Raw genomic sequence first — 25,368 nt, forward strand, 5'->3', positions numbered from 1 at the left:
GTTTTCTCCACTCCACCCTCGCTCTGTCCTCCGTCGCCGCCGCGGCGGCCTGCGGCTCGCAGGACGGTCCCGTCGGCACGGTCCCGTCGACGACGGCCGATTCGGTACCCGATACGCAACTGCTCGCCGCCGGGGTCGACAAGCGTCTGATGGAGATCGAGGACCGCTACGCCGTGAGGCTCGGAGTGTTCGCGCAGTCGCCGGTGACCGGGCGCGTCCACACCTACCGGGCCGACGAACGGTTCGCGATCTGTTCGCCTTTCAAGGTCTACGCCGCCGCGGCGATCCTGCGCCTCGAGTCGGAGGGATCCCTCCGGCTCGACGAGACCTTTCCGATCGACCCGGACGACATCGTCGTCAATTCGCCGGTGACCTCGGAACATCAGGGGCGTGTGCTGCCGCTCGACCGGCTGTGCGAGGCCGCCCTCACCCGCAGCGACAACACCGCCGGAAACCTGATGCTGCACCGGATCGGTGGGCCCGAGGCCGTCACCGCCTTCGCCCGCTCCGTCGGGGACGAGGTCACCCGGCTCGACCGGTGGGAACCCGAACTCAACGAGGCGGCCCGGGGTGACGAGCGCGACACGACCACCGCCGCAGGACTCGCTCACGGATTCCGTGAGGTGCTGCTCGGCTCGGGGCTGCCCGATCCCCAGCAGCGCACACTGCTCGGCTGGATGCGGGCGACCACCACCTCGGACACCCGGATCCGCGGGGGGTCTGCCGCCGGGATGGACGTCGGCGGACAAGACGGGCGGAGGCAACCACGGGACGGTGAACGACGCCGGAGTGGTGTGGTCTCCGGACGGGCAGCCGATGGTGTTGGCGATCCTGTCGGACTCGACCACGGGTGACCCCGACGCCCCCCTCGAGGGCGGACCCGTCGCGGAGACCACCGCCGTGCTGGTCGATGCGCTCTTCGCCGTGCCGTGAGTACAGTGACCGGCGTGGGGCGCCGGATCGACGCAGATCCCCGCGTAACGACCTTGGTGAGACCCGGGTAGTATTGCCGCAGGTTATCGGCGTGTGCCGGCCTTGCGGCACAGTCGCGGAGGGTGCGGGCGAGCGTTCGGAACCCACATGGACGACATACCGATCGAGGACTTTCGGCGGACCCTGCCGCAGCGCATACCCCGCGCTACGGCTAGGTTCTACGTGAATGTCCGGAAGTTTCTCGTAGGTCTGAGCTTGAGAGGGATCCTTCGTGCCCGCTGAGAATGACACCAACCCCACCCTCAGCTACCCCGGTGGCGAACACACGATGTCGATCGCCAAGGCGACGGAAGGCAATGACGGTATCGAGCTGGGCAAGCTCCTCGCGGCGACCGGGTACACCACCCTCGACCCGGGTTTCGTCAACACCGCCTCCACGAAGTCGGCGATCACGTACATCGACGGCGAGAAGGGCATTCTGCGGTATCGCGGATACCCGATCGAGCAGCTCGCCGAGAAGTCGACGTTCATCGAGGTCAGCTACCTGCTGATCTACGGTGAGCTGCCGACTTCGGAGCAGCTCGAGGTCTTCACCGACAAGATCCGCCGCCACACCCTCCTGCACGAGGATCTCAAGCGGTTCTTCGACGGCTTCCCGCGCAACGCGCACCCGATGCCCGTCGTGTCGAGCGCGGTCAACGCCCTGTCGGCGTACTACCCCGACTCCCTCGATCCGGACGACTCCGAGCAGGTCGAGCTGTCGACGATCCGTCTGCTCGCCAAGCTGCCGACCATCGCGGCCTACGCCTACAAGAAGTCTGTCGGTCAGCCCTTCCTCTACCCCGACAACTCGCTGTCGCTGGTCGAGAACTTCCTGCGCATGACCTTCGGCTTCCCCGCCGAGCCCTACGAGATCGATCCCGAGATCGCTCAGGCGCTCGACATGCTGCTCATCCTGCACGCCGACCACGAGCAGAACTGCTCGACGTCGACGGTGCGCCTCGTCGGTTCCTCCGACGCCAACCTCTTCACGTCCATCTCGGGCGGCATCAACGCACTGTGGGGCCCGCTGCACGGCGGCGCCAACCAGGCCGTGCTCGAGATGCTCGACGGCATCCAGAAGTCCGACGGCGACGTCAAGGATTTCGTCCGCAAGGTCAAGAACAAGGAAGACGGCGTGAAGCTCATGGGCTTCGGACACCGCGTCTACCGCAACTACGACCCGCGGGCCGCGATCGTCAAGAAGACCGCCGACCGCATCCTCAAGAAGCTCGGTGCGGGCGACGAACTGCTCGAGATCGCCATGAAGCTCGAAGAGGCCGCCCTCACGGACGACTACTTCATCGAGCGCAAGCTCTACCCGAACGTCGACTTCTACACGGGCCTGATCTACCGTGCGATGGGCTTCCCGGACCGCATGTTCACCGTGCTGTTCGCCCTCGGACGCCTGCCCGGCTGGATCGCGCACTGGCGTGAGATGCACTCGGACCCGACCCTGAAGATCGGCCGTCCGCGTCAGATCTACACCGGTTACACCGAGCGTCCGTACACGTCCCTCGAGGAGCGCTGAACCCTCGTAGCGACCGGAAAGATCGACCGAATCCCGACGAGGAGACATCCATGACAAAGCCCGAAATCGAGTTCCAGGAGGGCCCCGCCCCCACCCAGTTGGTCATCAAGGACCTGGTGGTCGGCGAAGGTGCCGAAGCGGAGCCCGGATCGAAGGTCGAAGTCCACTACGTCGGGGTCGAGTTCGATACCGGTGAAGAGTTCGATTCGTCGTGGAGCCGTGGTGAGTCCATCACCTTCCCGCTGTCCGGTCTGATCGCCGGCTGGCAGGAGGGCATCCCGGGCATGAAGGTCGGCGGCCGTCGCCAGCTGACCATCCCGCCGGAGCTCGCCTACGGTCCCGCCGGATCGGGCCACCGCCTGTCGGGCAAGACGCTCGTGTTCATCATCGACCTGCTCGCCGTGCAGGTGCCGCCGGAGGTTCCGACGGTCGAGCCGGCGACCGGCCCGGCTCCCGCCGATCTCGTCGTCGAGGACATCACCATCGGTGACGGCGACGAAGCGCAGCCCGGCGGTGTGGTCGACGTGCACTACCACGGGGTGGAGTACGACACCAACGATGTGTTCGACTCGTCGTTCGCTCGTGGCGACTCCGTCCGCTTCCCGCTCGGACGGCTGATCCCGGGCTGGCAGGAAGGCATTCCGGGCATGCGCGTCGGTGGACGTCGCAAGCTCACGGTGCCCCCGCAGCTCGCGTACGGACCGGCCGGTTCCGGGCATCCGCTCGGAGGCAAGACCCTGGTCTTTGTGATCGATCTGCTCGGCGTCGGATAAAACCGACCCGCAACGACATTCGAGGCCCGCAACACCGGTGGAAGCACCGGGTTGCGGGCCTCGTCGTCGTTCGGTGCCCGGCTGGCTCAGTTGCGAGTGGCCCCGAGCATCGACAACGCGAGGTCGACGTAGTTGCGGGCCAGATCGTCGACGTCCACGCGGCCGGGCCGGTACCACCGGGCGACGTCGATCCCCAGCGACAGGATCGCCAGGGCCGCGGTGGGCACGTCGCCGACCCGGAACGCACCGCTGTCGACGCCCGAGGAGATGACCTCCCGGACCACGGCGTCGGTGCGTCTGCGGATCTCTGCGATCTCGCGGTAGTGCTCCTCCGAGAGCGCGTGCAGTTCGTACTGCGCGACCCGGCAGGTGGTGTGGTGCACGGCGTGGATCCGCACGAAGCGGTCGACGATGGCGCGGATCCGCTCGATCGGGTCGGTGGAACTCGCGGCGGCGCTCTCGACCTCCTCGAGAACGTGGAGGTGCCCGTTGCGGCCGGCCTCGAAGAGCACGGCCTCCTTGGACGGGAAGTGCACGTAGAGCGCGGCGGGGCTCAACCCTGCGCCGACGGAGATGTCGCGGGTGGTGGTCGCGTGGTAGCCGCGGCGAGCGAAGGACTCCACCGCTGAGGCGACGAGCCGACGCGCGACCTCGGAGCCGCCACCGGGGAGTGCTGCGGCGAGGGAATCGAGGGCAGGGGAGGCGGGGACAGGGGAGCCGGGGGCGGGCGTGTCGGGGGTCTGCTCGGGCGTGTCGGTCACGGGGTCCGTCCTGCGGGGTCGCGGAGAAGGCGTCGTTGACATCATGCACCGTCGTTGGTCTACTGAGTGAGCGCTTAGTTCGTTCCTGCTGAGTTCGTTCCTGCTGCGGCCGATACCCGAGTCGCCCGAAAGGATCCTCGATGCCTTCTCCCGTACTGTCCCGGCGCGACCTGGACTTCCTCCTGTACGACTGGCTCGACGTCGAGTCCCTCACCGCTCGGAGCCGCTTCGCCGAGCATTCCCGCGAGACCTTCGACGCCGTGCTCGACCTGAGCGCCGACATCGCCACGAAGCACTTCGCGACCCACAACAAGAAGGGCGATGCCCAGGAACCCCGCATCGGCGAGGACGGTCGCGTCGAGATCATCCCCGAGGTCAAGGACGCGCTCGACCTGTTCTGCAAGGCGGGACTCCTCGCCGGCGGGTTCGACGAGAAGCACGGCGGCATGCAACTGCCGGTCACCGTGCAGCGCGCATCGATGGCGTGGTTCCAGGCCGCGAACGCCGGCACCTCGGCCTACCCCTTCCTCACCGCCGCGAATGCGAGCCTGCTGGTCACCCACGGCAGCGACGAGCAGATCGGGACCTTCGTGCCGCCGATGCTCGAGGGCCGCTTCTTCGGCACCATGTGCCTGTCCGAACCGCAGGCCGGTTCGTCGCTCGCCGACATCACCACCAGGGCCGTGCCCGCCGCGGACGGCACCTACCGGCTGACCGGCACCAAGATGTGGATCTCCGGCGGCGACCACGAACTCACCGAGAACATCGTCCACCTCGTCCTCGCCAAGATCCCCGGCGGACCGGACGGGGTGAAGGGCATCTCGCTGTTCATCGTCCCGAAGTTCCTCGTCGAGGCCGACGGCACGCTCGGCGAACGCAACGACGTCGCCCTCGTCGGCCTCAACCACAAGATGGGCAACCGCGGTACCACCAACACCCTGCTCAACTTCGGTGAGGGCGTCCACACCCCCGGCGGTGAGGCCGGCGCGGTCGGCTACCTGCTCGGTGAGCCGCACAAGGGCCTGTCGTACATGTTCCACATGATGAACGAGGCCCGGATCGGCGTCGGCTTCCTCGCCACCTCCCTCGGCTACGCCGGGTACCTGCAGTCGCTCGACTACGCCCGTACCCGCGCGCAGGGCCGGCCGCTCGGTGCGAAGGACCCGGCCTCGCCGCAGGTTCCGCTCGTCGAGCACGCCGATGTGCGCCGAATGCTGTTGGCGCAGAAGTCCTATGTCGAAGGCGCACTCGCGCTGGGGTTGTACTGCTCGAAACTCGTCGACGTGCAGCGCACCGCCGAGAGCGACGACGAGCGGACCCGCGCCGGTCTGCTGCTGGACCTGCTCACCCCCATCGCGAAGTCCTGGCCGTCGCAGTGGTGCCTCGAGGCCAACAGCCTCGCGATCCAGGTGCTCGGCGGCTACGGCTACACCCGCGAGTTCGACGTCGAGCAGTTCTACCGCGACAACCGACTCAACCCCATTCACGAAGGCACGCACGGCATCCAGGGCCTCGACCTGCTCGGCCGCAAGGTGATCATGCAGGGCGGTGCCGCTCTCGCGCTGCTCGGCGAAGCGGTGGGAGAGACGATCACCCGGGCGACGCAGGCCGGGGGCGACGCCGCCGCCTACGCGGAGCAGCTGGGCTCGGCCGTGGCGCGCGTCGCGGAAACGACCGCGACGCTGTGGTCCACCGGCGATCCTGCTGTGGCCCTGGCCAACTCGTCGGTCTACCTCGAAGCCGTCGGGCACGTGGTGGTGGCATGGATGTGGCTCGAGCAGCTCCTCGCGGTGGGCGACCGCGAGGGCGACTTCTTCGACGGGAAGCGCGCCGCCGCACGGTATTTCTTCCGCTTCGAACTGCCCAGGACCGGACCGCAGTTCGATCTGCTCGCGAGTCTCGACCGCACGACCCTCGACGTGTCACCGTCGGTTCTGTAGCGACACCTTCCAGGTGACCGTCAGCGACCCGCCGACCGGTAGCGCATGCCACCGGTCGGCGTGGTCGTCGAAGGTGGCCACGATCCGGTCGACCACCGGGGTGACATCGTGCGCGGACACATATGCCGGAAGGCTCTGCGCCAGACCGCGTCGCACCTCCCAGACGGGAACGGCGATGCGCGCCAGTGTCTCCGACCTGATCATGTCGTCCTCTGCGCGCGGCGACATCGCATGCTTCTTCGAGCGCCGACGCCGACCCGCTCTGGTCCGCTCCGCGTTGTCGACGGGCCAGAACATGCCGTTGTCGCCTGCGGCCAACTGCCCGAAGACTCCGAGTTCGATCCCTGCCTCCTTCTCGACCAGCAGGTGCACGAGGTCGTGGGGGAGATAGGGGTGACCGCCCGGGCCGTTGCGCGGAGCGAGCTCCGGACCGGTGTCGCGGTGCACCGCGATCTCGTACCCGATGCCGGGACCCTTCGTGAAGACGACGCGCATGCTCGTCACGTTAGGCCCCGCGGGTAGGAGATCGCATCCGATTTTCAGGCGGACGCGCGCTCGACGAGCAACGACAGGGCGTGACGCACGGTCTTCGCGAGTACCTTCTCGGGATCACCGTCGAAGCGCTGCTCCTCGCTGCGGGTGCCGTCCGGACCGGTCGTCGCGAAGCAGACCGTGCCCGGTGGGCGGCCGTCCTGCGGGTCGGGGCCACCGGCCCCGCTCACGGCGACGACGATGTCCGCGCCCAGAAGGCGGGAGGTGCTCTCCGCCATCGTGCGGGCCGCGCTCTCGCACACGACCGGGCCTTCCGCAACCTCGAGCAGGCCGTACTTGACCTCGCGCGAGTACGCGACGATGCCGCCGCGGAACCAGTCGGAGCTGCCCTTCGCGGCACCCAGGCGGGCTGCGAGCGTGCCCGCGGTGAGGGACTCCGCGCAGCCGAGCGTCAGCTCCTTGTCGGAGGCGAGCTGTGCCAGCTGCTCGATCAACTCGTCGGAGGTGTCCGTCCCCTCCACCACGTCGTCATCGGCCATGCGTGTCTCCTTCCAGAGCATCGGGTCGCACCCAGCGGGTGAGCAGGGTGCCGTCGTCGTCGCACACCAGGTGCGCACGTTGCAGGGGTGTCAGAGCAGCGGTCGGCGAGTGCGCGATACGCGCGGCGTTGCCGGCCGCCAGGACCGGAGCCCAGGTCAGGCACAGCTCGTCGACGACGCCGTCCTCGATCATGCGGCCGAACAGATTCGGTCCGCCCTCGCACAGCACCCGGAGCCATCCCGCCTCGCCGATCGCCGCGAGCAGGGAGGGCCCGTCGATCGCCGCGTCGGCGATGACGCGGACGTCGCCTCCGGCGGCCTCCACCGCGCGCCGGGCGGTCTCGGGGGCCCGTGCGGTCGTGAAGACCACGGGCGGGATCGTCGTGTCGGTGAACAGACGCAGCTCGGGCGGCAGGTCGCACGAGGCGGTCACCACCGCGACCGGCGGTATCGGAGCGAGTCCGGCCTCCTCGCGGCGCGCACGCAAGGCCTCGCCGGTCCGGGCGCCGCCGTAGTTCTCGGCCCGCACGGTGCCCGCGCCCACGAGGATCACGTCGGCGAGTTCGCGCAGCAACCCGAAGACCTTCTTGTCGGCGGGCGAGCCGAGGGCACCGGATCGTCCCTCGACCGCCACGGCTCCGTCGAGGGAGGACACGAAGTTGATCCGCATCCACGGCCGGGACAGATCGTCGGGGTAGGCGTAGAGAGCGCGCAGCGCCGTGTCGTCCACGTGCTGCGCCGCATCGGTGCCGTCGAGTCGTCGCATGTCGCCGATCAGACCACTCCCGCCCGCCGGATGCACGTCACGCGCCGTGCCCGGCGTCGAGATCGCCCACGGACTTGAAGGTCATGAGGCGGTCCAAGTCGCCGCGGAGCTCACCGCGCTCGGGCTCGAGGAGGAAACCCCCGTGGTCGCCGGTCGTGAACGTCTCGAGGATCCGGCCGACGAACCACGCACGCGGACCGTCCAGCACGGGCAGACCGTGGGGTCCCTCGCGCCACGAGCAGCGGTCGAACTTGTCGATGTCGTCGCCGGTGTGCTCGCCGAACAGCGCTGCCAGTTCGCGGTCTGCCGGGGTCAGGACGTGCACGGCGAGGTGCTTCGCCTTCGACGCCACCCGGTAGGTCCGGTTCTTGTTCGACAGCGCCACCAGGAAGCGGGCCGGATCGATCGCGGACTGGGTCGCGAAGCCGATCAGGCAACCGCTGCGTTCCTCGCCGTCGAATGCAGTGACGATGAACATCGGGTAGTCGAGCTGCGAGGCGATGTCCGCGAAACCGTCGGCGGATCCTTCGAGTGGGGCGTCGGCCATGCGCGGAATCGTACGGCCGTCGCACCGCTGCGGCGGTGGTTCGGCCGCCGTGCGGCTGTGAGTTTGGTCGGTGTGTGACGTGGGGTACCCGGCGCAGTATGGACGCCGAGCACAGAGGTGACGGATCGTCGGGTGCCACGCTTGCCCCCGATGACCCGCGCAAACCCGACTCTCCGACCGATCTGTCCACGCCGTCGTGGAAATATGTGCTGCGCAGGACGATTCGGGAGTTCAGTCGAGACCAGTGCACCGATCTCGCCGCTGCACTGACGTACTACGCCGTCCTGTCGTTGTTCCCCGCCCTGCTCGTCGTGGTCTCGTTGCTCGGCGTGTTCGGCCAGGGGCAGACGACGGTCGACACTGTGCTCGGCATGGTCGAGGACCTCGCCCCGTCCTCCGCCGTCGACACCCTCCGAGGACCGATCGAACAGCTCGTGTCCGCACCGACAGCCGGATTCGCCCTGGTAGTCGGTACTCTGGGCGCGCTGTGGTCCGCATCGGGATATGTCGGCGCATTCGGCCGCGCCATGAACCGGATCTACGAGATCGAGGAGGGCCGGCCCGTCTGGAAGCTGCGCCCGCTGATGCTGCTGATCACTGCTGTGGCCCTGGTGGCCGCCGGTGCGACCGCCCTGATGCTCGTGATCAGCGGTCCGGTCGCACGCACGATCGGCGACGTCATCGGCCTCGGCGACACCGCCGTGACGGTGTGGAGCATCGTCAAGTGGCCCGTGATGCTCGCACTGGTGGTCATGATCGTCGCGGTGCTGTACTACGCGACGCCCAACGTGTCCCAGCCGAAGTTCCGCTGGGTCAGCCTGGGATCGCTCATCGCGATCGTCGTGTGGATCGTGGCCTCGGTGGCATTCGCCTTCTACGTCTCGAATTTCGGCAGCTACAACAAGACCTACGGCTCACTCGCCGGCGCGGTGATCTTCCTGCTGTGGTTGTGGATCACCAATCTGGCCCTGTTGTTCGGTGCCGAGTTCGACGCCGAGATGGAACGTGGCCGCCAGCTGCAGGCCGGTATGCCTGCCGAGAAGACACTGCAACTGCCCGAACGTGATTCGCGCGTCAGCGAGAAGAACGCCGCCAAGCTGGAAGAACTCGTCGAGCACGGGCGCAGGCTGCGTGAGGCCCACAGCACCGACAACCCCGACGGCTCCTCCGGAGAGGCGGCCGACCCCGTGGGCCCTACCGGGCCCACGACGGAAAGGAATCCGCGATGACGACACCCGCCGGCAATGCTCGCCCCGTGGCCGAACAACCGAAGAATCTGTCCACGGTCGAGCTCACCGAGCGACTCACCGAACAGGTCTCGACCCTGGTGCGAACCGAGGTCTCGCACGCGCTCGAGGAGGTCAAGTCCAAGGGCACCCGCATCGGTGTGGGCGTGGGGATCTCGGGTGCGGGAGCGATCCTGCTCTTCCTCGGTCTGGCGACACTGATCGCGACGGCCGTACTCGGCCTCGCCACGGCCGTCGAACCGTGGCTCGCGGCCCTCATCGTCGCGCTCGTGGTGCTCGCCATCGGGGGCATCCTCGCCGCGGTCGGGGCCTCGAAGGCGAAGAACGCCGCACCGCCCGTGCCGGAACGCACGGCCGCCAGTGTCCGCGCCGACATCGACGCCGCGAAGGGAGCAACGAAGTGACCGCATCCGACAACGGTGGTCGTCCGGACGAGGTGACCGACATCGAACGTCAACGGGCCGAACTCGCCGCGACCGTCGGTGAACTCACCGACCGGCTCGACGTCCCTACCCGGGTCAAGCAGTCCGCGGCCGAACGTGCCGAGGAGATCCGCAACCGGCCCGATCTGATCGCAGTGGCCGGCGGGGTCGTCGCAGCCGTGCTCGTGCTGGTGCTCGTGAGGCGCAGACGGAGGAAGTGACACGAAAACTGATCGGGCGGACGGAGACGAGGTCTCCGTCCGCCCGATCCGTGCGGGGTTCGATCAGCCGCCGAGCTGTTCCTTCAGCGCGTCGAGCACGGCCGGGTCCTCGATCGTCGACGGCACGGTGTACTCCTCGTGGTCGGCGATCTGCCGCATGGTCTTGCGGAGGATCTTGCCGGAGCGCGTCTTCGGCAGGGCCTGGACCACGGTCACGTCGCGGAAGGTCGCGACCGCGCCGATCTGGTCGCGGACCATCGTGACGAGTTCCTGTCGCAGGGTCTCGGGATCGATCTCCACGCCGGACTTGAGCACCACGTAACCCGACGGGCGCTGGCCCTTCAGTTCGTCGCGGATGCCCACCACGGCGCATTCGGCGACGGCGGGATGCGACGCGACCACGGCCTCCATACTGCCGGTCGAGAGCCGGTGCCCGGCAACGTTGATCACGTCGTCGGACCGGCCGAGGACGAAGACGTAGCCGTCCTCGTCGACGTAGCCCGAGTCGCCGGTGAGGTAGTAACCGGGGAAGGTGTCGAGGTACGAGCGGCGGTACCGGTCGTCGTCCTGCCACAGGCCGGCCAGCGTGCCGGGCGGCAACGGCAGACGGATGACGATGTTGCCTTCGGTGTTCGGATCGACGGGCTTGCCTTCTCCGTCGACGATCTCGACCCGGTATCCCGGCACGGGGACGGTGGGGGAGCCGGCCTTGAGCGGCATCGGTTCGAGGCCGCGCATGTTCGCGGCGATCGCCCAACCCGTCTCGGTCTGCCACCAGTGGTCGACCACCGGGCGGTCGAGCACCTTCGTCGCCCAGTGGTAGGTGTCGGGGTCGAGGCGCTCACCGGCGGCGAAGAGCGTCTGCAGCGAGTCGATGGGGTACTTCTTCAGCTCCTCGGCGTTCGGATCCGACTTGCGTACAGCGCGAATCGCCGTGGGAGCGGTGAACAGGGCCTTGACGCCGTTCTCGGCGATGATCCGCCAGAACGCACCCGCGTCGGGGGTGCCGACGGGCTTGCCCTCGTACATCACCGTCGTCGCACCGACCAGCAGCGGGCCGTAGACGATGTAGGAGTGGCCGACCACCCAGCCCACATCGGAGGCGGTCCACCACACGTCGCCCGGATCGATGTCGTAGATGTTGTGCATCGACCACGTCAGGGCCACGGCGTGCCCACCGTTGTCGCGGACCACGCCCTTGGGCTTCCCGGTGGTGCCGGAGGTGTAGAGGATGTAGAGCGGATCGGTCGCCGCGACCGTCACGGGCTCGGCGGGGGACGCGTCGGCGCACAGCTCGTCCCAGTCGAACCACGCCGCCGAGGACGTCTGGTAGTCGGCCGCCGAACCGGGGATCTGCTCGCGGTTCTTCACGATCACGGTGTGCGGCGGGGTCGGCGACAGACCGATCGCCTGCTCGACGATCGGCAGGTACTCGACCGTGCGGCCGGGTTCGAGGCCGCCGGAGGCGGTGACCAGCACGACCGGCGTGGCGTCGTCGATGCGGGTCGCGAGCTCTTTCGCGGCGAACCCGCCGAACACCACCGAGTGCACCGCCCCGATGCGGGCGCAGGCGAGCATCGCGATGGCGGCCTCGGGGATCATCGGCATGTAGACGATGACGCGGTCGCCGGCAGCCACACCCTGGTCGCGCAGCACACCGGCGAACTTCGCGACCTCGTCGAGCAGTTCGGCGTAGGTGTACGTGCGCTTGGCCGGGACCATCGCCGAATCCCAGATCAGGGCCGGACGGTCGCCGTTCCCTGCCTGTACGTGCCGGTCGAGTGCGTTGACGCTGGTGTTCAGCGTGCCGTCCGGGAACCACTTGTACGACGGTGCCGCCGAGTCGTCGAGGGCTCGCGTCGGCGCGCTCTCCCACTCGACCGCGCGGGCGGCCTCGAGCCAGAATCCCTCCGGATCCTCGGTGCTCCGGCGGAACGCCTCCTCGTACGAGCCCATCGTTCGTGTCCTTCCTCGACGGCGGTTGTGGCGCGAACCACTCTATGTGACCTGCAAGGGGGTGGCTGCAGGTCTGCGTCGGACGGCCACAACCACGCGACGAACGGACGAAGTGCCTACCCTGAGCCGCATGACCTCGATCGCGGAAGACCTGCTGCTCCTGCTGCTCGACGACGAATCGGGAAAGCCTGTCGTCGACGGAGTGAAACTGCCACGCGTTCTCGCGGGTGCGGTGCTCCTCGAGCTTGCCCTCGACGACGTGGTGGCGGTCGACACCGAGGGGGAGCAGGTGAAGAAGGGGCGGATCGCGATACGCACCGAGGCACGACCCGCCGATCCGATCCTCGCCGAGGCGGTCGAGCGGCTCGGCTCGGGCAGGCCGGTGAAGCCGACGGCGGCCATCGAGAAACTGCAGAAGGGCCTGCAGGAGAAGCTTCTCGCGCGGGTCGTCGAGCAGGGCTGGGTCTCGGAGGAGCGCGGGAAGATCCTCGGGGTGTTCCCCACGAAGAAGTGGCCCGCGATCGATTTCACCCACGAACAGCGCGTCCGCGACCTGATCCGCGCGGCGTTGATCGACGGCCTGACCCCGGAGCCACGTACCGCGGCGCTGATCGCCCTGCTGTCGGCGGCGGATGCGGCCCCGAAGGTGTTCCCGGACGCCGACAAGCGAGCGGTGAAGAAGCGGGCGAAGGAGATCGCGCAGGGCGAGTGGGCGGCCAGAGCGGTGCGCGATGCCGTCGCGTCCGTCAACGCGGCCATGATGGCCGCCGTCGTGGCCGGCGGAGCGGTGGCGGGTTCGAGCTGATCCGGATCGCGCCGCGTCAGGACGGCACACCGAGCTTCCGGTACCGCTCGATCCGTCGCCGGTAGCGGTCCTCCGCGGGTTCCTCGGTGAGGATCGCGAGTTCGCGGGCGACCGCGGCACCGACCCGCTTGACGAACGAGACGGGTTCCTCGGTGGCGTCCGGACGCTCGGGGACGACCGCGTCGACGACACCGTTGCGCAGTAGGTCGCGGGAGCGGATCCCCTGATCCTGCGCCATGGCCGGTGCGTGGGTGGTGTCGCGGTGCACGATCGCGCTGGCACCTTCGGGCGGGAGCGGCGCGAGCCAGCCGTGCTGCGCGCACAACACCCGGTCGGCGGGGAGCAGGGCGAGTGCGCCGCCGCCGGTTCCCTGGCCGAGCAGCACCGACACCGTCGGAGTGGGCAGGGTGACGAGATCGGCGAGGCAGCGGGCGATCTCGGGTGCGAGCCCGCGCTCCTCGGCCTCCTTCGACAGCGACGCACCGAGGGTGTCGATGACGAGCACGAGCGGCAGGCGCAGTTCGTCGGCGAGACGCATCGCGCGGCGGGCCTCGCGCAGCGCTCCCGGCCCCATCGTGCGTTCGGGTGACTGTCCCGCGCGGTCCTGACCGAACATCACGCACGAGACACCGCGGAACCGGGCGAGCGAGAGCAGGACGGTGCGATCGGACTCTCCCTCACCGGTCCCGGACAGGGGGACCTGCGCGGAGGCGGCATGACGCAGCAACTGCCGGATACCGGGCCGTTCGGGGCGTCGACTGAGCATCACCGACTGCCAGGCCGGGATGTCGGGCACGTCGTCGACGGTGGTGATCGCCGGACTCGACGTCACCTCGGGCCGGTTCCCCTCGACGAGCACGCGCAGCAACCGGTGCACGACCTGCCGCACACCGCCGATGGGCACGACTCCGTCGATCACGCCCTTGCGGTACAGGTTCTCCGCCGTCTGGACGTCCTCGGGGAAGTTCTCCTGGTAGAGCGCCTTGTAGACGCGCGGGCCGAGGAAGCCGACGAGCGCGCCCGGTTCGGCGGCGGTGACGTGCCCGAGCGACCCCCACGACGCGAACACCCCACCGGTCGTCGGGTTGCGCAGGTACACGAGATAGCCGAGGTGGGCGGCCTTGTGTGCGGCGACGGCGGCGGCGATCTTCACCATCTGTACGAAGGCGAGGGTGCCCTCCTGCATGCGGGTGCCACCCGAGGTGGGCGACGCGAGCAGAGGTAGTCCCTCGGCGGTCGCGCGCTCGACGGCGGTGACGATGCGTTCGGCGGCGGCGACACCGATCGAGCCTGCGAGGAAGGAGAATTCGCACACGATCAGAGCGACCCGGCGGCCGTGGACGGTGCCCGAACCGGTGAGCACGGATTCGTCGACCCCGGACTTCTCGGCGGCCCGCTCCAGATCGGCGAGGTACTTCTCGCCCGCCCCGACATCGATCGGCGGAACGTCCCAGGAGACGAAGCTTCCCGGGTCGAGCACCTTGTCGATGAACTCCTGCGCCGAGATCCTGCCACCGGCCACGTCGCCTCCACCTGTCCTCGTCCGTCGACGTCAACCTATACCGACGCGAACGAGGGGGAGGTTGTGTGCGCGTTCTTGCGACAAACCGCACATATCCTCCCCCTCGTTGCGGGGTCGGTTATCGGCCGAGGGCTTCCTTCCACGTGACCGTCCGGCCGATGCGCAGGATCGATCGCTGGTAGATGCGCGCGGCGATCACACTGAGCACCGCGATGGCGGCGACCATCAGAACGATGGTGCCGACGATCTGCAACGGTGTGGCCACCCCTGCCGCGATACGCAACGGCATGAGGATCGCCGAGAACGGCGGGATCCAGCTCAGCGTGGTGCTCCATCCGGCCTCGGGATCGTCGACCGACGAGAACGCCGCGAAGAACATCGCAAGGATCAGCATCACGAGCGGACCCGAGGTGGAGTTGACGTCCTCCTGCCGCGACACCATCGACCCCGCCGCCGCGTAGAGGACGGCGAAGAACGCGAAGCCGAGGACGAACCAGCCGAGGGTGCCGGCGAGCACGCCGAGGGCGGTGCCGGTGATCGTGAGGGTGTCGGTGGCGAGCGCGGTGCCGACGCCGACCACCCCGTAGGCGGTGAGTTGCAGGAGCCCGACCGCACCGATGCCGAGGATCTTGCCCCACAGCAGCTGCAGCGGACGCAGCGTGGACAGCAGCAGTTCGACGACGCGCGAGGACTTCTCCTCGACGACACCCATCGCGACGTACATGCCGAACATCAGGATCTGCATGTACAGCAGGACCACGGCGATGATCGAGAGGATGATGCGTTGTCCCTGTTCGGGATCCGGCGGGTCGAGGGCGTCGACGGTCACGGTCGCCGCGGACACGTCGGCCGCGACCGCAGTGGGATCGACGCCGCGGTCGGTCAGCGCGGCGACCTGGGCCTGCTGCACGACAGCTGCCTCGACGACGGCGCGGACGTCGGTGTCGAGTTCCGATTCGGTGATCGCCGTGACGGACGCCCCGTCGCCGGGGACGAGCGCGACGTCGAGGTCGCCGGAGGACACCTGTTCGCGGGCGGTGGCGGCGTCGGGCACGTCGGAGACCTCGAGCGGAGTGCCGACGGTCTCGCCGAGCGATTCGATCGTCGTCTGCAGCGCGGGTGCGCCCACGACTCCGACGGTGGGCCGGTCGTCGTCGCCGCCGGACAGGACCGAGGTGGCGACGATGCCGACGACGATCGCGACGAGGATGATCGCGTTGCTGATCAGGAAGCTCTTCTTCTGTACCTGCGTGACGAACTCGCGTGACGCGACGAGACCGACCGCGCGGGCGTTGCTCAACGGGGCGCTCATGCGGAAACCACCTCTCGGAACAGCTCGGTCAGGGACGGGCGCCGGAGCGAGAACTCGTGGACCGGGCCGGTGGCCAGCGCCGCCTTGAGGATCAGCTGGTCGTCGGCGCCGGGGGTGACGGTGAGCACGGTGCGTTCGTCCTCGTACTCGGCGTGGGTGACGCCCGGCAGGCCGTGCGCCCATCCGCGGGGTGCCTGCGGCGCGTGGACGACGAGGAGCGCATCGCCCTTGGACCGCAGGTCGTCGACGGTGCCCACGGCGCGCATCCGGCCCGCGCCGATGATGCCCACGCGGTCGCACAGGCGTTGGACCAGGTCGAGTTGGTGGCTCGAGAACACGACCGGCACACCCTCTTTCGCCTTCTCGAGCAGGACGTCGCTCATGACGTCGACGGCCACCGGGTCGAGGCCGGAGAACGGCTCGTCGAGGACGAGGACCTTCGGGTCGTGCACGAGGGCCGCGGCGAGCTGCACGCGTTGCTGGTTGCCGAGCGACAAGGCGTCGACCGTATCGCCGAGACGTTCGGCGATACCGAGCCTCTCGGTCCACCGCTGCACCGCCTCCGATGCCTCCGACTTCGAAAGTCCGTGCAGCCGGGCGAGATAGGACAACTGCTTGCCGACCTTCATCTTCGGGTACAGGCCACGTTCCTCGGGCATGTACCCGATGTTGCGGCGCATCCCGAGGTCGACCGGTTTCCCGTCGATGCGGACCTCGCCGGAGTCGGCGGCCAGGACGCCGAGGGTGATCCGCATGGTGGTGGTCTTGCCGGCCCCGTTGCTGCCGACGAAACCGAACAACTCACCGGGGCGGACTTCGAAACTCACGCCGTCCAGAGCGATCTTGTCGCCGTAGCGCTTCGAGAGATTGTCGATCGTCAGTGTCACAGCAGGTCCTCCGGATCGTCGTCGGGGCGGGTCCAGGCGAGCAGCACGGCGGGCAGGCAACCGCTGAACAGGATCGAGGCGAGCGCGAGCCCACCCATCGAGTACGCGAGGGCCTGGTGGTCGAGGGAGTCGATCGAGGCGCCGAAGAGCAGGGTGAAGATGGGGATCAGCAGAAGTGCCTGTGCCACCGACAATCCGATCGAGCGGGCACTGTTGCGCTCGGCGATCTCGCGTTCGTCGAGCGCATGGCGGGGAGCGTCCGACTGGCGTCCGGAGACGATCTGCAGGCAGGTCCAGGCGGGCAGGAAGATCAACGCGGCCGGCAGCCACACGATCGCTGCCGCCATGGTGAAGTACGAGGCGATCGCGACGGCGAACATCAACGCGATCAGCGCTACGACGGCGACGGCGAGGATGCGGCGGCGACGTCGGGTACGCCAGTTCGGCATCCACCCCCCGGTGATCTCCTCGTTCTTCAGGAACCTGCGGGTGCGGTATTCCTCGTAGCGGTCGAGCAGGGATCCTGTGGTCATCTCAGGCCTCCTTCCGAGGCTTGTACAGCTCGGTCGACAACGGCGTGAACTCGGTGCGGGAGAAGACGGCCTCGACCGGTAGTCCGAAGACATCGCAGATGCGGAAGGCGAGATCGAGACTCGGATAGTGGTCGCCGCGTTCGAGTGCGCCGACGGTCTGCGGGTTCACGTCGATGAGCGCGGCCAGTTGTGCGCGGCTCATGCCACGCTCCGCGCGCAGCACGCGGATGCGGTTGTAGATGGGGAGAGTTTCCCCACGACGTACCGGACTCATGGAACAAAGTGTTGTGAAAACACAACACTTTGTCAATGGGTGACGACGGATCGATACATCGTGGACTTGTCAGTCGTCGTCGGCGAAGCCGCGAAGACGGTCGAGTTCGCGGCGTTCCTTCTTCGTCGGACGACCCGCCCCGCGGTCACGGCGGGGGAGCGCCGCCAGGACTTCCTTCGGCGGAGGCGGGGGACTGTGATCGATGTAGGCGGTCGCGGCGATCGGTGCACCCACGCGCTTGTTCATCAGCTGGGTGACCTCGACGATCTTCTCCGTACCGTGCGCGCGTACGCGGACTTCGGCGCCGATCGTCACCGGCGTCGACGGTTTGGCCGTTACCCCGTCGACGCGGACGTGCCCGGCGCGGCACGCGCTCGCCGCAGCGGACCGGGTCTTGAACAACCGGACCGACCACGTCCAGCTGTCCACGCGCACGCTTCCACCCATCTACAGCAACTCCTCGCTCAGCTTCCCGTCGTCGAGCATCCATCGACGTGTCGTCCGTGTGGTCTCCAGCATGCGGCGATCGTGCGTGATCAGCAGCAGAGTGCCCTCGAAACTGTCGACGGCCTGCTCGAGTTGCTCGATCGCCGGCAGGTCCAGATGGTTGGTGGGTTCGTCGAGCACCAACAGATTGACGCCGCGTGCCTGCAACAGCGCGAGCCCCGCGCGGGTGCGTTCGCCCGGCGACAGTGACGACGCCGTCCGCAGGACGTGGTGACCCTTGAGAGCGAACTTCGCGAGCAGGGTCCGCACGTCGGCGTCCGGCCAGTCGGGCACGTTGCGACCGAACGCCTCGACGAGCGGTTCGTCGCCCTCGAACAGGCTGCGGGCCTGATCGATCTCGCCGACGAGCACACCCGAGCCCAGCGACGCGCGACCGGAATCCGGTTCGATCGTGCCGAGCAGCAACCGCAGCAGAGTGGACTTCCCGGCGCCGTTCGGACCGGTGACGACGATGCGATCGCCCCACTCGACCTGCGTGGTGATCGGCCCGAGGACGAAGTCACCCCGCCGGACGACGGCCTCGTCGAGGGTCGCGACCACGGTGCCGCTGCGCGGGGCGGCGGCGATGGCCATGCGCAGTTCCCATTCCTTGCGAGGCTCCTCGACGACGTCGAGCCGCTCGATGCGCCGCTGCGTCTGACGCGCCTTCGCGGCCTGTTTCTCGGTGGCCTCCGCGCGGTGCTTGCGTCCGATCTTGTCGTTGTCCTTGGACTTGCGGCGCGCGTTGCGGACTCCGTGTTCGAGCCAGTTGCGTTGCATCCGGGCGCGTTCCTCGAGCTGCGACCTGGTGTCGGCGAACTCCTCGTACTGTTCACGCGCGTGCCGGCGTGCCACCTCGCGCTCGACGAGATACGCCTCGTATCCGCCCTCGTAGACCGAGATCTGCTGTTGCACGGGATCGAGTTCGACGATGCCCGTCACGGTGCGTGCGAGGAACTCGCGGTCGTGGCTGACGACCACCAGTGCCGTGCGCGTCTCGTCGACGAACCGTTCGAGCTGTTCGAGGCCGGCCAGATCCAGGTCGTTGGTCGGTTCGTCGAGCAGGAGCACGTCGTAGCGCGAGAGCAGCAGCGCCGCCAACCCGGCGCGGGCGGCCTGACCACCGGAGAGCGACGTCATCGGAGCGTCGAGCCCGACGTCCAGACCGAGGTCGTCGACCACCTTCTCGGCGCGCTCGGCCAGGTCGGCGCCGCCGAGCGCCAGCCACCGTTCGAGGGCCGGGGTGTAGTCGTCCTCGCCGGAGTCGCCGAGGCGCTCGGCGGCGGCGTTCATGACGCGTTCGGCCTCGGCGACACCGGTACGCCGGGAGAGGAAGCCGAGGATCGTCTCGCCCGGCACCCGCTCGGGTTCCTGCGCGAGGTAGCCGATCGTGGCGTCGGGCGGGCTGAGGATCACCGAGCCGGTGACATCGGCGTCGCCGACCCCCGCGAGGGTGGTGAGCAGCGTCGATTTCCCGGCGCCGTTGGCCCCCACGAGTCCGATCACGTCGCCCGGTGCGACGGTGAGATCGAGTCCGTCGAACAGGACACGTTCCCCACGGGAGGCCGACAGGCCGTCGATACGAAGTGTTGCGCTCACGCTCCGAGTATCCCGGTCGAGGTGGAACCGGGTTCGGGCGCGGGTCCTCCGTGCCACGGGAGCACCGTCAGCTCCGGCACTCCGCGGGGACGACCCCCTCGTCCACCGGGTCGACTTCCGCCCCGTCCACCGGAACGAGTTCGAGCGGATTGTCGATCTCGTCGCGCGGCGTCCGGGCCGCGACGATCACGATCATCGCCGCGACGGCCGGCACGATCCCCGCCACCGCGAAGGTCGGCGCGAGCCCGACCGTGAGGGCGAGCGGCCCGGCCACGGCCATCGACAGCGGCATGAACACGATCGAGACGAAGAAGTCGAGACTCGACACCCGGCCCAGCAGGTGCGCGGGCACCCGCCGTTGCAGCAGCGTCCCCCACACGACGGATCCGGCGTTGAACAGGGCGCCGACGACGAACACCGCCACGATCATGATCAGTACCGATCCCGAGACGCCGATGACGACGAGAGGGATACAACCCAGGCCCCACATCAGGAGCGGGACGGTGAGATAGCGCCTCGGCAGCCGCAGTGACGCCACGAGCATCGACCCGACGGCACCACCGACACCGAAACCGGCCATCACCATCGCGTGCTGCGACGGCCCGCCCCGGTCGCCTCGCGGATCGCGAACGGGATCAGCACCTCGATCGGCCCGAGCACGCACAGGACCGCGACGGAACCGAACAGGAGGGTTCCGAGCAACCACGGCGTGCGCACGGTGAACCGCACACCCTCCGTGAGATCGTCCACCACGGAACGGAATCCGCTCGATTCGTCGCTCTGTGCGTCGTCACGGCGGACCGCGGTCGGGTGCATCGCGAGGATGCACAGCGCACCGACCACCTCGAGGAGTGCGACCGTGCACATGGCGACCGCCGGGGACGAGGCCGCCACGACGGCGCTCGCCGCCGCCGGACCGGCCGCCTGCATGAGCGTCGGCCGGAGCACGCCCTCGACCCCGTTGGCGGCGAGCAGGTCCTGCGGCGGGACGATGGACGGCAACAGCGCCGAATAGGCCGGGAACTGGACCCCGTTGGCGAGCCCCAGCGCGAAACCCACGGCGGTGAGGTGCCAGAAGGTGATCGATCCGTTCACGGCGAGCGCAGCCGTCACCGCGACCAGCACCGCCCGTGCGATGTACGTCGCGAGGAGCAGGGTGCGCTGCGGGATCCGATCGGCGAGCACACCTCCGAGAAGTGCGACGAGGACCATGCCCACCGCCGGCCCCACCGCGACGGACGACAGTTCGGCCGGGCCACCGCCCATCTCGACGACCTGCCACACCACCGCGATGAGCCAGGTGCCCACGGACAGCAGTCCCGCCGCGAGTGCCAGGATCAGCAGGCGGTACTGCGGATGAGCGAACGGCCGCACGGGCCCGCGCGCCAGGCGCGGACGCCGATGCGGCGGTGATGCGGTGTGGTTGCTCATCGTGTTCCCCCGGTCGTCGGACGGTCCGATGAGATCTTGCGACCTCGAGGCGACTCGAGGCGACTCGAGGTCAAGTGTCTTCGCCTCTCGGGCGACCGATCAACCGATTCTCGGTGGACGTCGCCGTCAGCGTGCGGGGCCGGATTCGAGAACGATGTCGGCGGAACGCCTTTCGCCGCTCTCGGTGGTCCACTCGATCGACACGACATCGCCGGGACTGCGACGGAGCAGGCGCTCCTCGAGTTCACCGGTCGACGAGACCCGCTCACCGTCGAACGACACCACGACATCACCGGCGTCGAGACCGGCGTGATAGGCGGGACTGTCGTAGGAGACCCACAGCACTTCGGCCCCGAGATCCTGGCCGTCCCTGCGCGCGGTGGTGACGCTCGCGCCCAGCCGGGGTGTCGGACCCACGTGCACCGACCCTTCGCTCACCCCCGTCCGCACCTGCTCGACGACGGTGACCGCCTCGGTGATGGGCACCGCGTACGCCTCGGGGGTCGTATCGGGCGAGGTGTCGGTGTTCCGCTGCACCGCACCCGCGGTGTTGATGCCCACGACCGTTCCGTACTCGTCGACCAGCGGCCCGCCGGAATCACCCGGCCGGATGGGGGCGTCGGTGCGGATCATCCCCGTGAGGCGGTGGCGCGAACCGTCCGTGGCGTCGCGCACCACCACGTTGCGGTCGAACTCGACGATTGTGCCGGGGGTCGCCACGACGACCCCACCGCCCTGGGAGTTGCCGAAGGCCGTGACCCGGCTGCCCACCGGCGGCAGGTCCTCGGCGATCGTGGCGGCCGGGAGGTCGCTCGCAGTGCCGAGTCGCAGCACGGCGAGATCGCGCTCGCGGTCGTAGCCGAGGACCTCCGCGTCGTGGATCAGGCCGTTCGCGCCGCTCACCGCGCTGATGTCGGTGGCTCCGCTCACCACATGATGATTCGTGACGACCGTGCCGTCGGGAGTGATCACGATCCCGGTGCCCGTCATGCCCGTCCATCCCGCGCTCGCGTCGATCGTCACGACGACCGGCAGGGTGCGCGCGGTGAGTTCGTCGGCGGTCAGCGGCGTCGGGGGCGGAGCGACCGGCACCGGAGGTGGGGGAGGGAGCGCGACGTCGACCAGGGCCGGTGCCGATGCGACGAGGCTGGCGGTGGTCGCGAGCGCGACCAGCAGCACCGATCCGCCCCGCCCGCTCACTGCTGCGGCACCTCGCGGGTGAGATGGTCGAGCAGTTCCCGGGCCGCGGCGCGACCGGCGCGGTTCGCCCCGATCGTGGACGCCGACGGGCCGTAGCCGACGAGATGGATGCGCGGATCCTTCGCGACGCGGGTCGCGAGCCGGCCGTCCATCGTGATGCCGCCACCGGCATTGCGCAACGACAGTGGCGCCAGGTGGTCGAGGGAACTTCGGAATCCGGTGCACCACAGGATGGCATCGACGTCGAGTGTCCGGCCGTCGCTCCACCGCACACCGGTCTCGGTGATCTCGGAGAACATCGGGGACCGCTCCAGCACGCCGCGTTCGCGCGCGGCCCGCAGCGCCGGGGTGAGCGGGAGCCCGGTGACGGAGACGACCGATCCGGGTGGCAGTCCGCGTCGTACCCGATCCTCCACGAGTGCGACGGCAGCGTGACCGCGCTCGGCAGTGAAAGGTTCCTCGCTCCAGGCAGGTTCGCGTCGCGTCACCCAGGTGGTCTCGGTGACGCGGGAGATCTCGCCGAGGAGTTGGACCGCGGAGATGCCGCCACCGACGACGAGTACGTGCTTCCCGGTGAAGTCCTCGGCCGTTCGATAGTCCTTGGTGTGCAGTTGGCGTCCGGTGAAGCGTGCGGCGCCGGGATACCACGGGACGAAGGGGCGCTCCCAGGTGCCGGTCGCGTTGATGATGCCGCGTGCCGCGTAGACGGCCGATTCGGTCTCGACGCGCAGTCGCTCGCCGCGGTCGCACACGACCCGCACGGTGGTGGGGCGGTGGACGGGAAGGTCGAACTCCTTCTCGTAGGCGGCGTAGTACTGCGGTACCGCAGATGCTGCCGGAACCTCACCCGCGGAGGTGTCGACGACGTCCGCGAACGCGAGGCCGGGCAGGTCGTGGACGCCGTTGACGGTGCTCAGTGTCAGTGACGGCCAGCGGTCCTGCCATGCACCGCCGGGGCCGAACGAGCGGTCGAGGACGACGAATCCGGTCTCGGGTGCGACTCCGAAGCGGGTGAGGAAGTAGGCGGTCGACAGACCGGCCTGCCCGGCTCCGATCACGACGATATCGACCGGCGTCGCATCGGCGGTCTGTATCTCGGCCGCATCGAGTGCCTCGTCGGCGAGCATCGCGAGCCTCCCTCTCGGATCGTTGTCCTTCATCATGCCGCGATCGCGGCCGATGCGCGGAAGGAACGCTGTCCGCAACCGTGGAAATGTGATATCACTTTAATATCGCTTTGACTCTGGGAGGTAGGAACATGGATGTCGTGCAATCGCCCGTGACCGTCGAGCGGCCGGGCGGCTCGTCCAACGGCTGGTCGGTGCTGATCGCCGCCCTGGTCGTGATCGCCGTCGGCGCCGGTCTGATCGGCTGGGGAGCGGTGGATGTCACCGTCCCGCTGATCGTCGCCGGAGGTGTGCTCGTCGTTCTCGCCCTCGTGCCGCTCGCCGGACTCGTCCTCGTCGAACCGAACGAGGCCCGCGTCCTCCAGCTCCTCGGCAGCTCGTACACCGGAACCCTGCGCGAACCCGGTCTGCGCTGGATGAACCCGCTCAACACCCGCCGCAAGATCTCCACCCGCATCCGCAACCACGAGACGGGCCGAGCCAAGGTCAACGACGCAGACGGCAACCCCATCGAGATCTCGGCGGTCATCGTGTGGCAGGTCGAGGACACCGCACGGGCCGTCTTCGACGTCGACGACTTCGAGGAGTTCGTCGCCGTGCAGACCGAGGCCGCGGTCCGTCACATCGCCGGTTCGTACCCGTACGACGCTGCGCCGGAAGTGATGTCGCTGCGCCAGAACGCCGACGAGATAACCACCAAGCTCTCGGCAGAGGTCCACGACCGCGTGCAGTCCGCCGGCATCCGCGTCATCGAGACCCGCATCAACCAGCTCGCCTACGCACCCGAGATCGCCCAGGCGATGCTGCGACGCCAGCAGGCCGGCGCCGTCATCGCCGCCCGCGAGCAGATCGTCAAAGGTGCCGTCTCGATGGTCGGCACCGCCCTGGCCCGCCTCGAGGCCGAGCACACCGTCGAGCTCGACGAGGAACGCAAGGCCGCGATGGTCTCGAATCTCCTCGTCGTGTTGTGTGGAGACCAGAGTGCTCAGCCCGTCCTCAACACGGGATCGCTGTACCAGTAGGGATCATGCGGCATGGCCGAACGTAAGAAGGTGCTGCTGCGCCTCGACCCGGCAGTCCACGACGCGCTCGCGCGGTGGGCTGCCGACGAGTTGCGCAGCACCAACGCCCAGATCGAGTTCCTGCTCCGGCGGGCCCTCACCGAGGCCGGCCGGATGCCGCGCGAGGTGGGACGCATGCGCGGACCGGGCCGTCCGCGCGCCGATGCCGACGACGAGGAGTGAGCCGACATGGCCGACACGGCACGACGGAGAAGCGCCGCCGACGAGACGGGTCGCTACGCAGTGCTCCACCCGGCGATCGCCGAGGCGGCCCACCGCGCGGGTGCGACCGCGATCGGCCTGATCGACGTGGGGCGCACCGCGGCCCTGAACCTGTGCGTCGACCGTGTGGGCATCACCTACAGCGACGGCGTCTTCCTGGGCGATCCGGATTCCCCTGTGCAGGAGAGTTGTTCGATCGTCCACGGCGGGTCGGTTCCCGAGCGGGCGATGCCTCCGGTGGTCGCGCGCGCCGCCGTGACGCGGCACCGGCCCGGCGTCGAGGACGCCCTGCTCGCCGAGGACCCACCCGTCCGGTTCTGCGGCGACCTCGTGGACCTGCTGCCCGACGCGATCGCGGCGGTACCCGAGGGTGCTCTGCCCGTCGTGACGACGACCTGGGCGTTGTCGCGTCTGGCGATCCCGCGACGCCCGTCGTTCGTCATCCGCCTCCGCGAGGCGGCCGCGGTGCGAACGGTCGCGTGGGTGTCGGCCGAGGGTGTGGGCGTCGCGCCGTCGATCCCGACGCTCGGTGATCGCCCGGCCTCCGGTCACAGCATCGTCGGTATCGCGTTGTACGAGGGCTCTCGGCAGCGGGTGGATGCGGTGGCGCGCTGCTGGTCGCGCGGGCGTCTCCTCGACTGGTTCCACTGATCCCGATTCCACAGTTTCGGTGGTTCCAGCCCCGCTCAGCGGGGTCGGATCCACCGAAATCGGATCAGGGCGATCAGGGCATGCTCGAACT

General features: G+C 68.8%; 28 protein-coding genes and 2 pseudogenes. 13 read left to right on the forward strand and 17 right to left on the reverse strand.

What is annotated here, in order from left to right:
- Nucleotides 1-149: 149 nt before the first annotated feature.
- The 5 genes and pseudogenes from bla to CKW34_RS24590 all read left to right on the forward strand — a co-directional run.
- A pseudogene (gene bla / locus CKW34_RS04635) lies at nucleotides 150-737 on the forward strand (class A beta-lactamase); the annotation flags it as partial.
- A complete protein-coding gene (locus tag CKW34_RS24765) occupies nucleotides 619-933 on the forward strand; it encodes a serine hydrolase (protein WP_255247726.1) in 315 nt (104 codons plus the stop codon). The pseudogene bla and the gene CKW34_RS24765, both read left to right, overlap by 119 nt.
- A 271-nt stretch (nucleotides 934-1,204) precedes the next feature.
- The gene (locus CKW34_RS04640) at nucleotides 1,205-2,503 is read left to right on the forward strand and encodes a citrate synthase (protein ID WP_080968201.1); all 1,299 of its coding nucleotides are present in this window, start codon (nucleotides 1,205-1,207) and stop codon (nucleotides 2,501-2,503) included.
- A gap of 50 nt (nucleotides 2,504-2,553) precedes the next feature.
- Nucleotides 2,554-2,904 (forward strand): annotated as a pseudogene (locus tag CKW34_RS24585) (FKBP-type peptidyl-prolyl cis-trans isomerase); the annotation flags it as partial.
- 6 nt (nucleotides 2,905-2,910) lie between these two features.
- Complete coding sequence (locus CKW34_RS24590; RefSeq protein ID WP_229580578.1) at nucleotides 2,911-3,276, forward strand: FKBP-type peptidyl-prolyl cis-trans isomerase; 366 nt, start codon at nucleotides 2,911-2,913, stop codon at nucleotides 3,274-3,276.
- An 86-nt stretch (nucleotides 3,277-3,362) separates the two neighbouring features.
- Here CKW34_RS24590 and CKW34_RS04650 read toward each other — a convergent pair whose 3' ends face one another.
- Nucleotides 3,363-4,037, reverse strand: a complete 675-nt coding sequence (locus CKW34_RS04650; protein ID WP_059381789.1) for a TetR/AcrR family transcriptional regulator — start codon at nucleotides 4,035-4,037, stop codon at nucleotides 3,363-3,365.
- A 140-nt stretch (nucleotides 4,038-4,177) separates the two neighbouring features.
- Here CKW34_RS04650 and CKW34_RS04655 point away from each other — a divergent pair, with 140 nt between their 5' ends.
- On the forward strand, nucleotides 4,178-5,977 hold the full coding sequence (locus CKW34_RS04655) for an acyl-CoA dehydrogenase (protein WP_059381788.1): 1,800 nt from the start codon (nucleotides 4,178-4,180) through the stop codon (nucleotides 5,975-5,977).
- Here the strand turns inward: CKW34_RS04655 and CKW34_RS04660 are convergent.
- The 4 genes from CKW34_RS04660 to CKW34_RS04675 are packed head-to-tail and all read right to left on the reverse strand — an operon-like array spanning nucleotide 5,960 to nucleotide 8,321.
- Entirely contained in the window at nucleotides 5,960-6,472 is a 513-nt protein-coding gene (locus CKW34_RS04660) for a hypothetical protein (RefSeq protein WP_064059821.1), read from the reverse strand. The genes CKW34_RS04655 and CKW34_RS04660 overlap by 18 nt on opposite strands.
- A gap of 44 nt (nucleotides 6,473-6,516) precedes the next feature.
- Nucleotides 6,517-7,008, reverse strand: a complete 492-nt coding sequence (locus tag CKW34_RS04665; RefSeq protein ID WP_059381786.1) for a CinA family protein — start codon at nucleotides 7,006-7,008, stop codon at nucleotides 6,517-6,519.
- A complete protein-coding gene (locus CKW34_RS04670) occupies nucleotides 6,998-7,774 on the reverse strand; it encodes a pyrimidine reductase family protein (RefSeq protein WP_059381848.1) in 777 nt (258 codons plus the stop codon). Before CKW34_RS04670 ends, CKW34_RS04665 begins: the two co-directional genes overlap by 11 nt.
- A 37-nt stretch (nucleotides 7,775-7,811) precedes the next feature.
- Nucleotides 7,812-8,321 carry a flavin reductase family protein gene (locus CKW34_RS04675; RefSeq protein ID WP_059381785.1) on the reverse strand — a complete coding sequence of 170 codons (510 nt, stop codon included), beginning with the start codon at nucleotides 8,319-8,321 and terminating at the stop codon, nucleotides 7,812-7,814.
- Between the two features lie 98 nt (nucleotides 8,322-8,419).
- On the opposite strand from CKW34_RS04675, the gene CKW34_RS04680 reads away from it, so the two are divergent.
- The 3 genes from CKW34_RS04680 to CKW34_RS04690 are packed head-to-tail and all read left to right on the forward strand — an operon-like array spanning nucleotide 8,420 to nucleotide 10,211.
- Complete coding sequence (locus CKW34_RS04680; RefSeq protein ID WP_059381784.1) at nucleotides 8,420-9,550, forward strand: YihY/virulence factor BrkB family protein; 1,131 nt, start codon at nucleotides 8,420-8,422, stop codon at nucleotides 9,548-9,550.
- Nucleotides 9,547-9,972: a phage holin family protein gene (locus CKW34_RS04685; RefSeq protein WP_059381783.1), complete on the forward strand. Its 426-nt coding sequence runs from the start codon at nucleotides 9,547-9,549 to the stop codon at nucleotides 9,970-9,972. Before CKW34_RS04680 ends, CKW34_RS04685 begins: the two co-directional genes overlap by 4 nt.
- Entirely contained in the window at nucleotides 9,969-10,211 is a 243-nt protein-coding gene (locus CKW34_RS04690) for a DUF3618 domain-containing protein (protein WP_059381782.1), read from the forward strand. Before CKW34_RS04685 ends, CKW34_RS04690 begins: the two co-directional genes overlap by 4 nt.
- 63 nt (nucleotides 10,212-10,274) lie before the next feature.
- On the opposite strand, the gene CKW34_RS04695 is transcribed toward CKW34_RS04690, so the two are convergent.
- Nucleotides 10,275-12,167, reverse strand: a complete 1,893-nt coding sequence (locus tag CKW34_RS04695) for a propionyl-CoA synthetase (RefSeq protein ID WP_059381759.1) — start codon at nucleotides 12,165-12,167, stop codon at nucleotides 10,275-10,277.
- 130 nt (nucleotides 12,168-12,297) lie between these two features.
- Between CKW34_RS04695 and CKW34_RS04700 the strand changes: the two genes are divergently transcribed.
- On the forward strand, nucleotides 12,298-12,972 hold the full coding sequence (locus CKW34_RS04700; RefSeq protein WP_059381758.1) for a GOLPH3/VPS74 family protein: 675 nt from the start codon (nucleotides 12,298-12,300) through the stop codon (nucleotides 12,970-12,972).
- 16 nt (nucleotides 12,973-12,988) lie between these two features.
- On the opposite strand, the gene CKW34_RS04705 is transcribed toward CKW34_RS04700, so the two are convergent.
- The 11 genes from CKW34_RS04705 to CKW34_RS04750 all read right to left on the reverse strand — a co-directional run bounded on the left by CKW34_RS04705 (nucleotide 12,989) and on the right by CKW34_RS04750 (nucleotide 23,343).
- The gene (locus CKW34_RS04705) at nucleotides 12,989-14,494 is read right to left on the reverse strand and encodes a carboxyl transferase domain-containing protein (RefSeq protein ID WP_059381757.1); all 1,506 of its coding nucleotides are present in this window, start codon (nucleotides 14,492-14,494) and stop codon (nucleotides 12,989-12,991) included.
- A 118-nt stretch (nucleotides 14,495-14,612) separates the two neighbouring features.
- The gene (locus tag CKW34_RS04710) at nucleotides 14,613-15,806 is read right to left on the reverse strand and encodes an ABC transporter permease (protein ID WP_059381756.1); all 1,194 of its coding nucleotides are present in this window, start codon (nucleotides 15,804-15,806) and stop codon (nucleotides 14,613-14,615) included.
- Nucleotides 15,803-16,693, reverse strand: coding sequence for an ABC transporter ATP-binding protein (locus CKW34_RS04715; RefSeq protein WP_059381755.1), 891 nt, complete (start codon nucleotides 16,691-16,693; stop codon nucleotides 15,803-15,805). Before CKW34_RS04715 ends, CKW34_RS04710 begins: the two co-directional genes overlap by 4 nt.
- On the reverse strand, nucleotides 16,690-17,226 hold the full coding sequence (locus CKW34_RS04720; RefSeq protein ID WP_059381754.1) for a hypothetical protein: 537 nt from the start codon (nucleotides 17,224-17,226) through the stop codon (nucleotides 16,690-16,692). Before CKW34_RS04720 ends, CKW34_RS04715 begins: the two co-directional genes overlap by 4 nt.
- Nucleotide 17,227: 1 nt before the next feature.
- The gene (locus CKW34_RS04725) at nucleotides 17,228-17,500 is read right to left on the reverse strand and encodes a helix-turn-helix transcriptional regulator (protein ID WP_016934131.1); all 273 of its coding nucleotides are present in this window, start codon (nucleotides 17,498-17,500) and stop codon (nucleotides 17,228-17,230) included.
- A gap of 69 nt (nucleotides 17,501-17,569) precedes the next feature.
- Nucleotides 17,570-17,947, reverse strand: a complete 378-nt coding sequence (locus CKW34_RS04730; RefSeq protein ID WP_059381753.1) for an RNA-binding S4 domain-containing protein — start codon at nucleotides 17,945-17,947, stop codon at nucleotides 17,570-17,572.
- Nucleotides 17,948-19,585: an ABC-F family ATP-binding cassette domain-containing protein gene (locus CKW34_RS04735; protein ID WP_059381752.1), complete on the reverse strand. Its 1,638-nt coding sequence runs from the start codon at nucleotides 19,583-19,585 to the stop codon at nucleotides 17,948-17,950. It abuts the gene before it with no gap.
- A 67-nt stretch (nucleotides 19,586-19,652) separates the two neighbouring features.
- On the reverse strand, nucleotides 19,653-20,165 hold the full coding sequence (locus CKW34_RS24595) for an MFS transporter (protein WP_231921795.1): 513 nt from the start codon (nucleotides 20,163-20,165) through the stop codon (nucleotides 19,653-19,655).
- A complete protein-coding gene (locus CKW34_RS24600; protein WP_231921796.1) occupies nucleotides 20,165-21,016 on the reverse strand; it encodes an MFS transporter in 852 nt (283 codons plus the stop codon). The genes CKW34_RS24595 and CKW34_RS24600 overlap by 1 nt, the downstream gene beginning before the upstream one ends.
- A 126-nt stretch (nucleotides 21,017-21,142) precedes the next feature.
- The gene (locus CKW34_RS04745; RefSeq protein WP_059381751.1) at nucleotides 21,143-22,216 is read right to left on the reverse strand and encodes a S1C family serine protease; all 1,074 of its coding nucleotides are present in this window, start codon (nucleotides 22,214-22,216) and stop codon (nucleotides 21,143-21,145) included.
- Complete coding sequence (locus CKW34_RS04750; protein ID WP_059381781.1) at nucleotides 22,213-23,343, reverse strand: NAD(P)-binding domain-containing protein; 1,131 nt, start codon at nucleotides 23,341-23,343, stop codon at nucleotides 22,213-22,215. Before CKW34_RS04750 ends, CKW34_RS04745 begins: the two co-directional genes overlap by 4 nt.
- Before the next feature lie 131 nt (nucleotides 23,344-23,474).
- Between CKW34_RS04750 and CKW34_RS04755 the strand changes: the two genes are divergently transcribed.
- From CKW34_RS04755 to CKW34_RS04765, 3 genes are read left to right on the forward strand one after another with little or no spacing between them, the layout of a single operon-like run.
- Nucleotides 23,475-24,365, forward strand: a complete 891-nt coding sequence (locus CKW34_RS04755; protein WP_016694988.1) for an SPFH domain-containing protein — start codon at nucleotides 23,475-23,477, stop codon at nucleotides 24,363-24,365.
- A 12-nt stretch (nucleotides 24,366-24,377) separates the two neighbouring features.
- Nucleotides 24,378-24,587, forward strand: coding sequence for a type II toxin-antitoxin system antitoxin (locus tag CKW34_RS04760; RefSeq protein WP_059381750.1), 210 nt, complete (start codon nucleotides 24,378-24,380; stop codon nucleotides 24,585-24,587).
- A gap of 6 nt (nucleotides 24,588-24,593) precedes the next feature.
- Complete coding sequence (locus CKW34_RS04765; protein ID WP_059381749.1) at nucleotides 24,594-25,277, forward strand: DUF2332 family protein; 684 nt, start codon at nucleotides 24,594-24,596, stop codon at nucleotides 25,275-25,277.
- Nucleotides 25,278-25,368 lie beyond the last annotated feature (91 nt).

Source organism: Rhodococcus rhodochrous, assembly GCF_900187265.1.
GTDB classification, from domain to species: Bacteria; Actinomycetota; Actinomycetes; order Mycobacteriales; family Mycobacteriaceae; genus Rhodococcus; species Rhodococcus rhodochrous.

Coding starts and splice junctions, on each gene's coding strand:
- CKW34_RS04710 (WP_059381756.1), bottom strand. CDS start 15,806: ATGAGCGCCCCGTTGAGCAACGCCCGCGCGGTCGGTCTCGTCGCGTCA.
- CKW34_RS04670 (WP_059381848.1), bottom strand. CDS start 7,774: ATGCGACGACTCGACGGCACCGATGCGGCGCAGCACGTGGACGACACG.
- CKW34_RS04695 (WP_059381759.1), bottom strand. CDS start 12,167: ATGGGCTCGTACGAGGAGGCGTTCCGCCGGAGCACCGAGGATCCGGAG.
- CKW34_RS04760 (WP_059381750.1), top strand. CDS start 24,378: ATGGCCGAACGTAAGAAGGTGCTGCTGCGCCTCGACCCGGCAGTCCAC.
- CKW34_RS04660 (WP_064059821.1), bottom strand. CDS start 6,472: ATGCGCGTCGTCTTCACGAAGGGTCCCGGCATCGGGTACGAGATCGCG.
- CKW34_RS04765 (WP_059381749.1), top strand. CDS start 24,594: ATGGCCGACACGGCACGACGGAGAAGCGCCGCCGACGAGACGGGTCGC.
- CKW34_RS04675 (WP_059381785.1), bottom strand. CDS start 8,321: ATGGCCGACGCCCCACTCGAAGGATCCGCCGACGGTTTCGCGGACATC.
- CKW34_RS04665 (WP_059381786.1), bottom strand. CDS start 7,008: ATGGCCGATGACGACGTGGTGGAGGGGACGGACACCTCCGACGAGTTG.
- CKW34_RS04750 (WP_059381781.1), bottom strand. CDS start 23,343: ATGCTCGCCGACGAGGCACTCGATGCGGCCGAGATACAGACCGCCGAT.
- CKW34_RS04655 (WP_059381788.1), top strand. CDS start 4,178: ATGCCTTCTCCCGTACTGTCCCGGCGCGACCTGGACTTCCTCCTGTAC.
- CKW34_RS04720 (WP_059381754.1), bottom strand. CDS start 17,226: ATGACCACAGGATCCCTGCTCGACCGCTACGAGGAATACCGCACCCGC.
- CKW34_RS04680 (WP_059381784.1), top strand. CDS start 8,420: ATGGACGCCGAGCACAGAGGTGACGGATCGTCGGGTGCCACGCTTGCC.
- CKW34_RS04730 (WP_059381753.1), bottom strand. CDS start 17,947: ATGGGTGGAAGCGTGCGCGTGGACAGCTGGACGTGGTCGGTCCGGTTG.
- CKW34_RS04685 (WP_059381783.1), top strand. CDS start 9,547: ATGACGACACCCGCCGGCAATGCTCGCCCCGTGGCCGAACAACCGAAG.
- CKW34_RS04700 (WP_059381758.1), top strand. CDS start 12,298: ATGACCTCGATCGCGGAAGACCTGCTGCTCCTGCTGCTCGACGACGAA.
- CKW34_RS24600 (WP_231921796.1), bottom strand. CDS start 21,016: ATGAGCAACCACACCGCATCACCGCCGCATCGGCGTCCGCGCCTGGCG.
- CKW34_RS04755 (WP_016694988.1), top strand. CDS start 23,475: ATGGATGTCGTGCAATCGCCCGTGACCGTCGAGCGGCCGGGCGGCTCG.
- CKW34_RS24595 (WP_231921795.1), bottom strand. CDS start 20,165: ATGGCCGGTTTCGGTGTCGGTGGTGCCGTCGGGTCGATGCTCGTGGCG.
- CKW34_RS04725 (WP_016934131.1), bottom strand. CDS start 17,500: ATGAGTCCGGTACGTCGTGGGGAAACTCTCCCCATCTACAACCGCATC.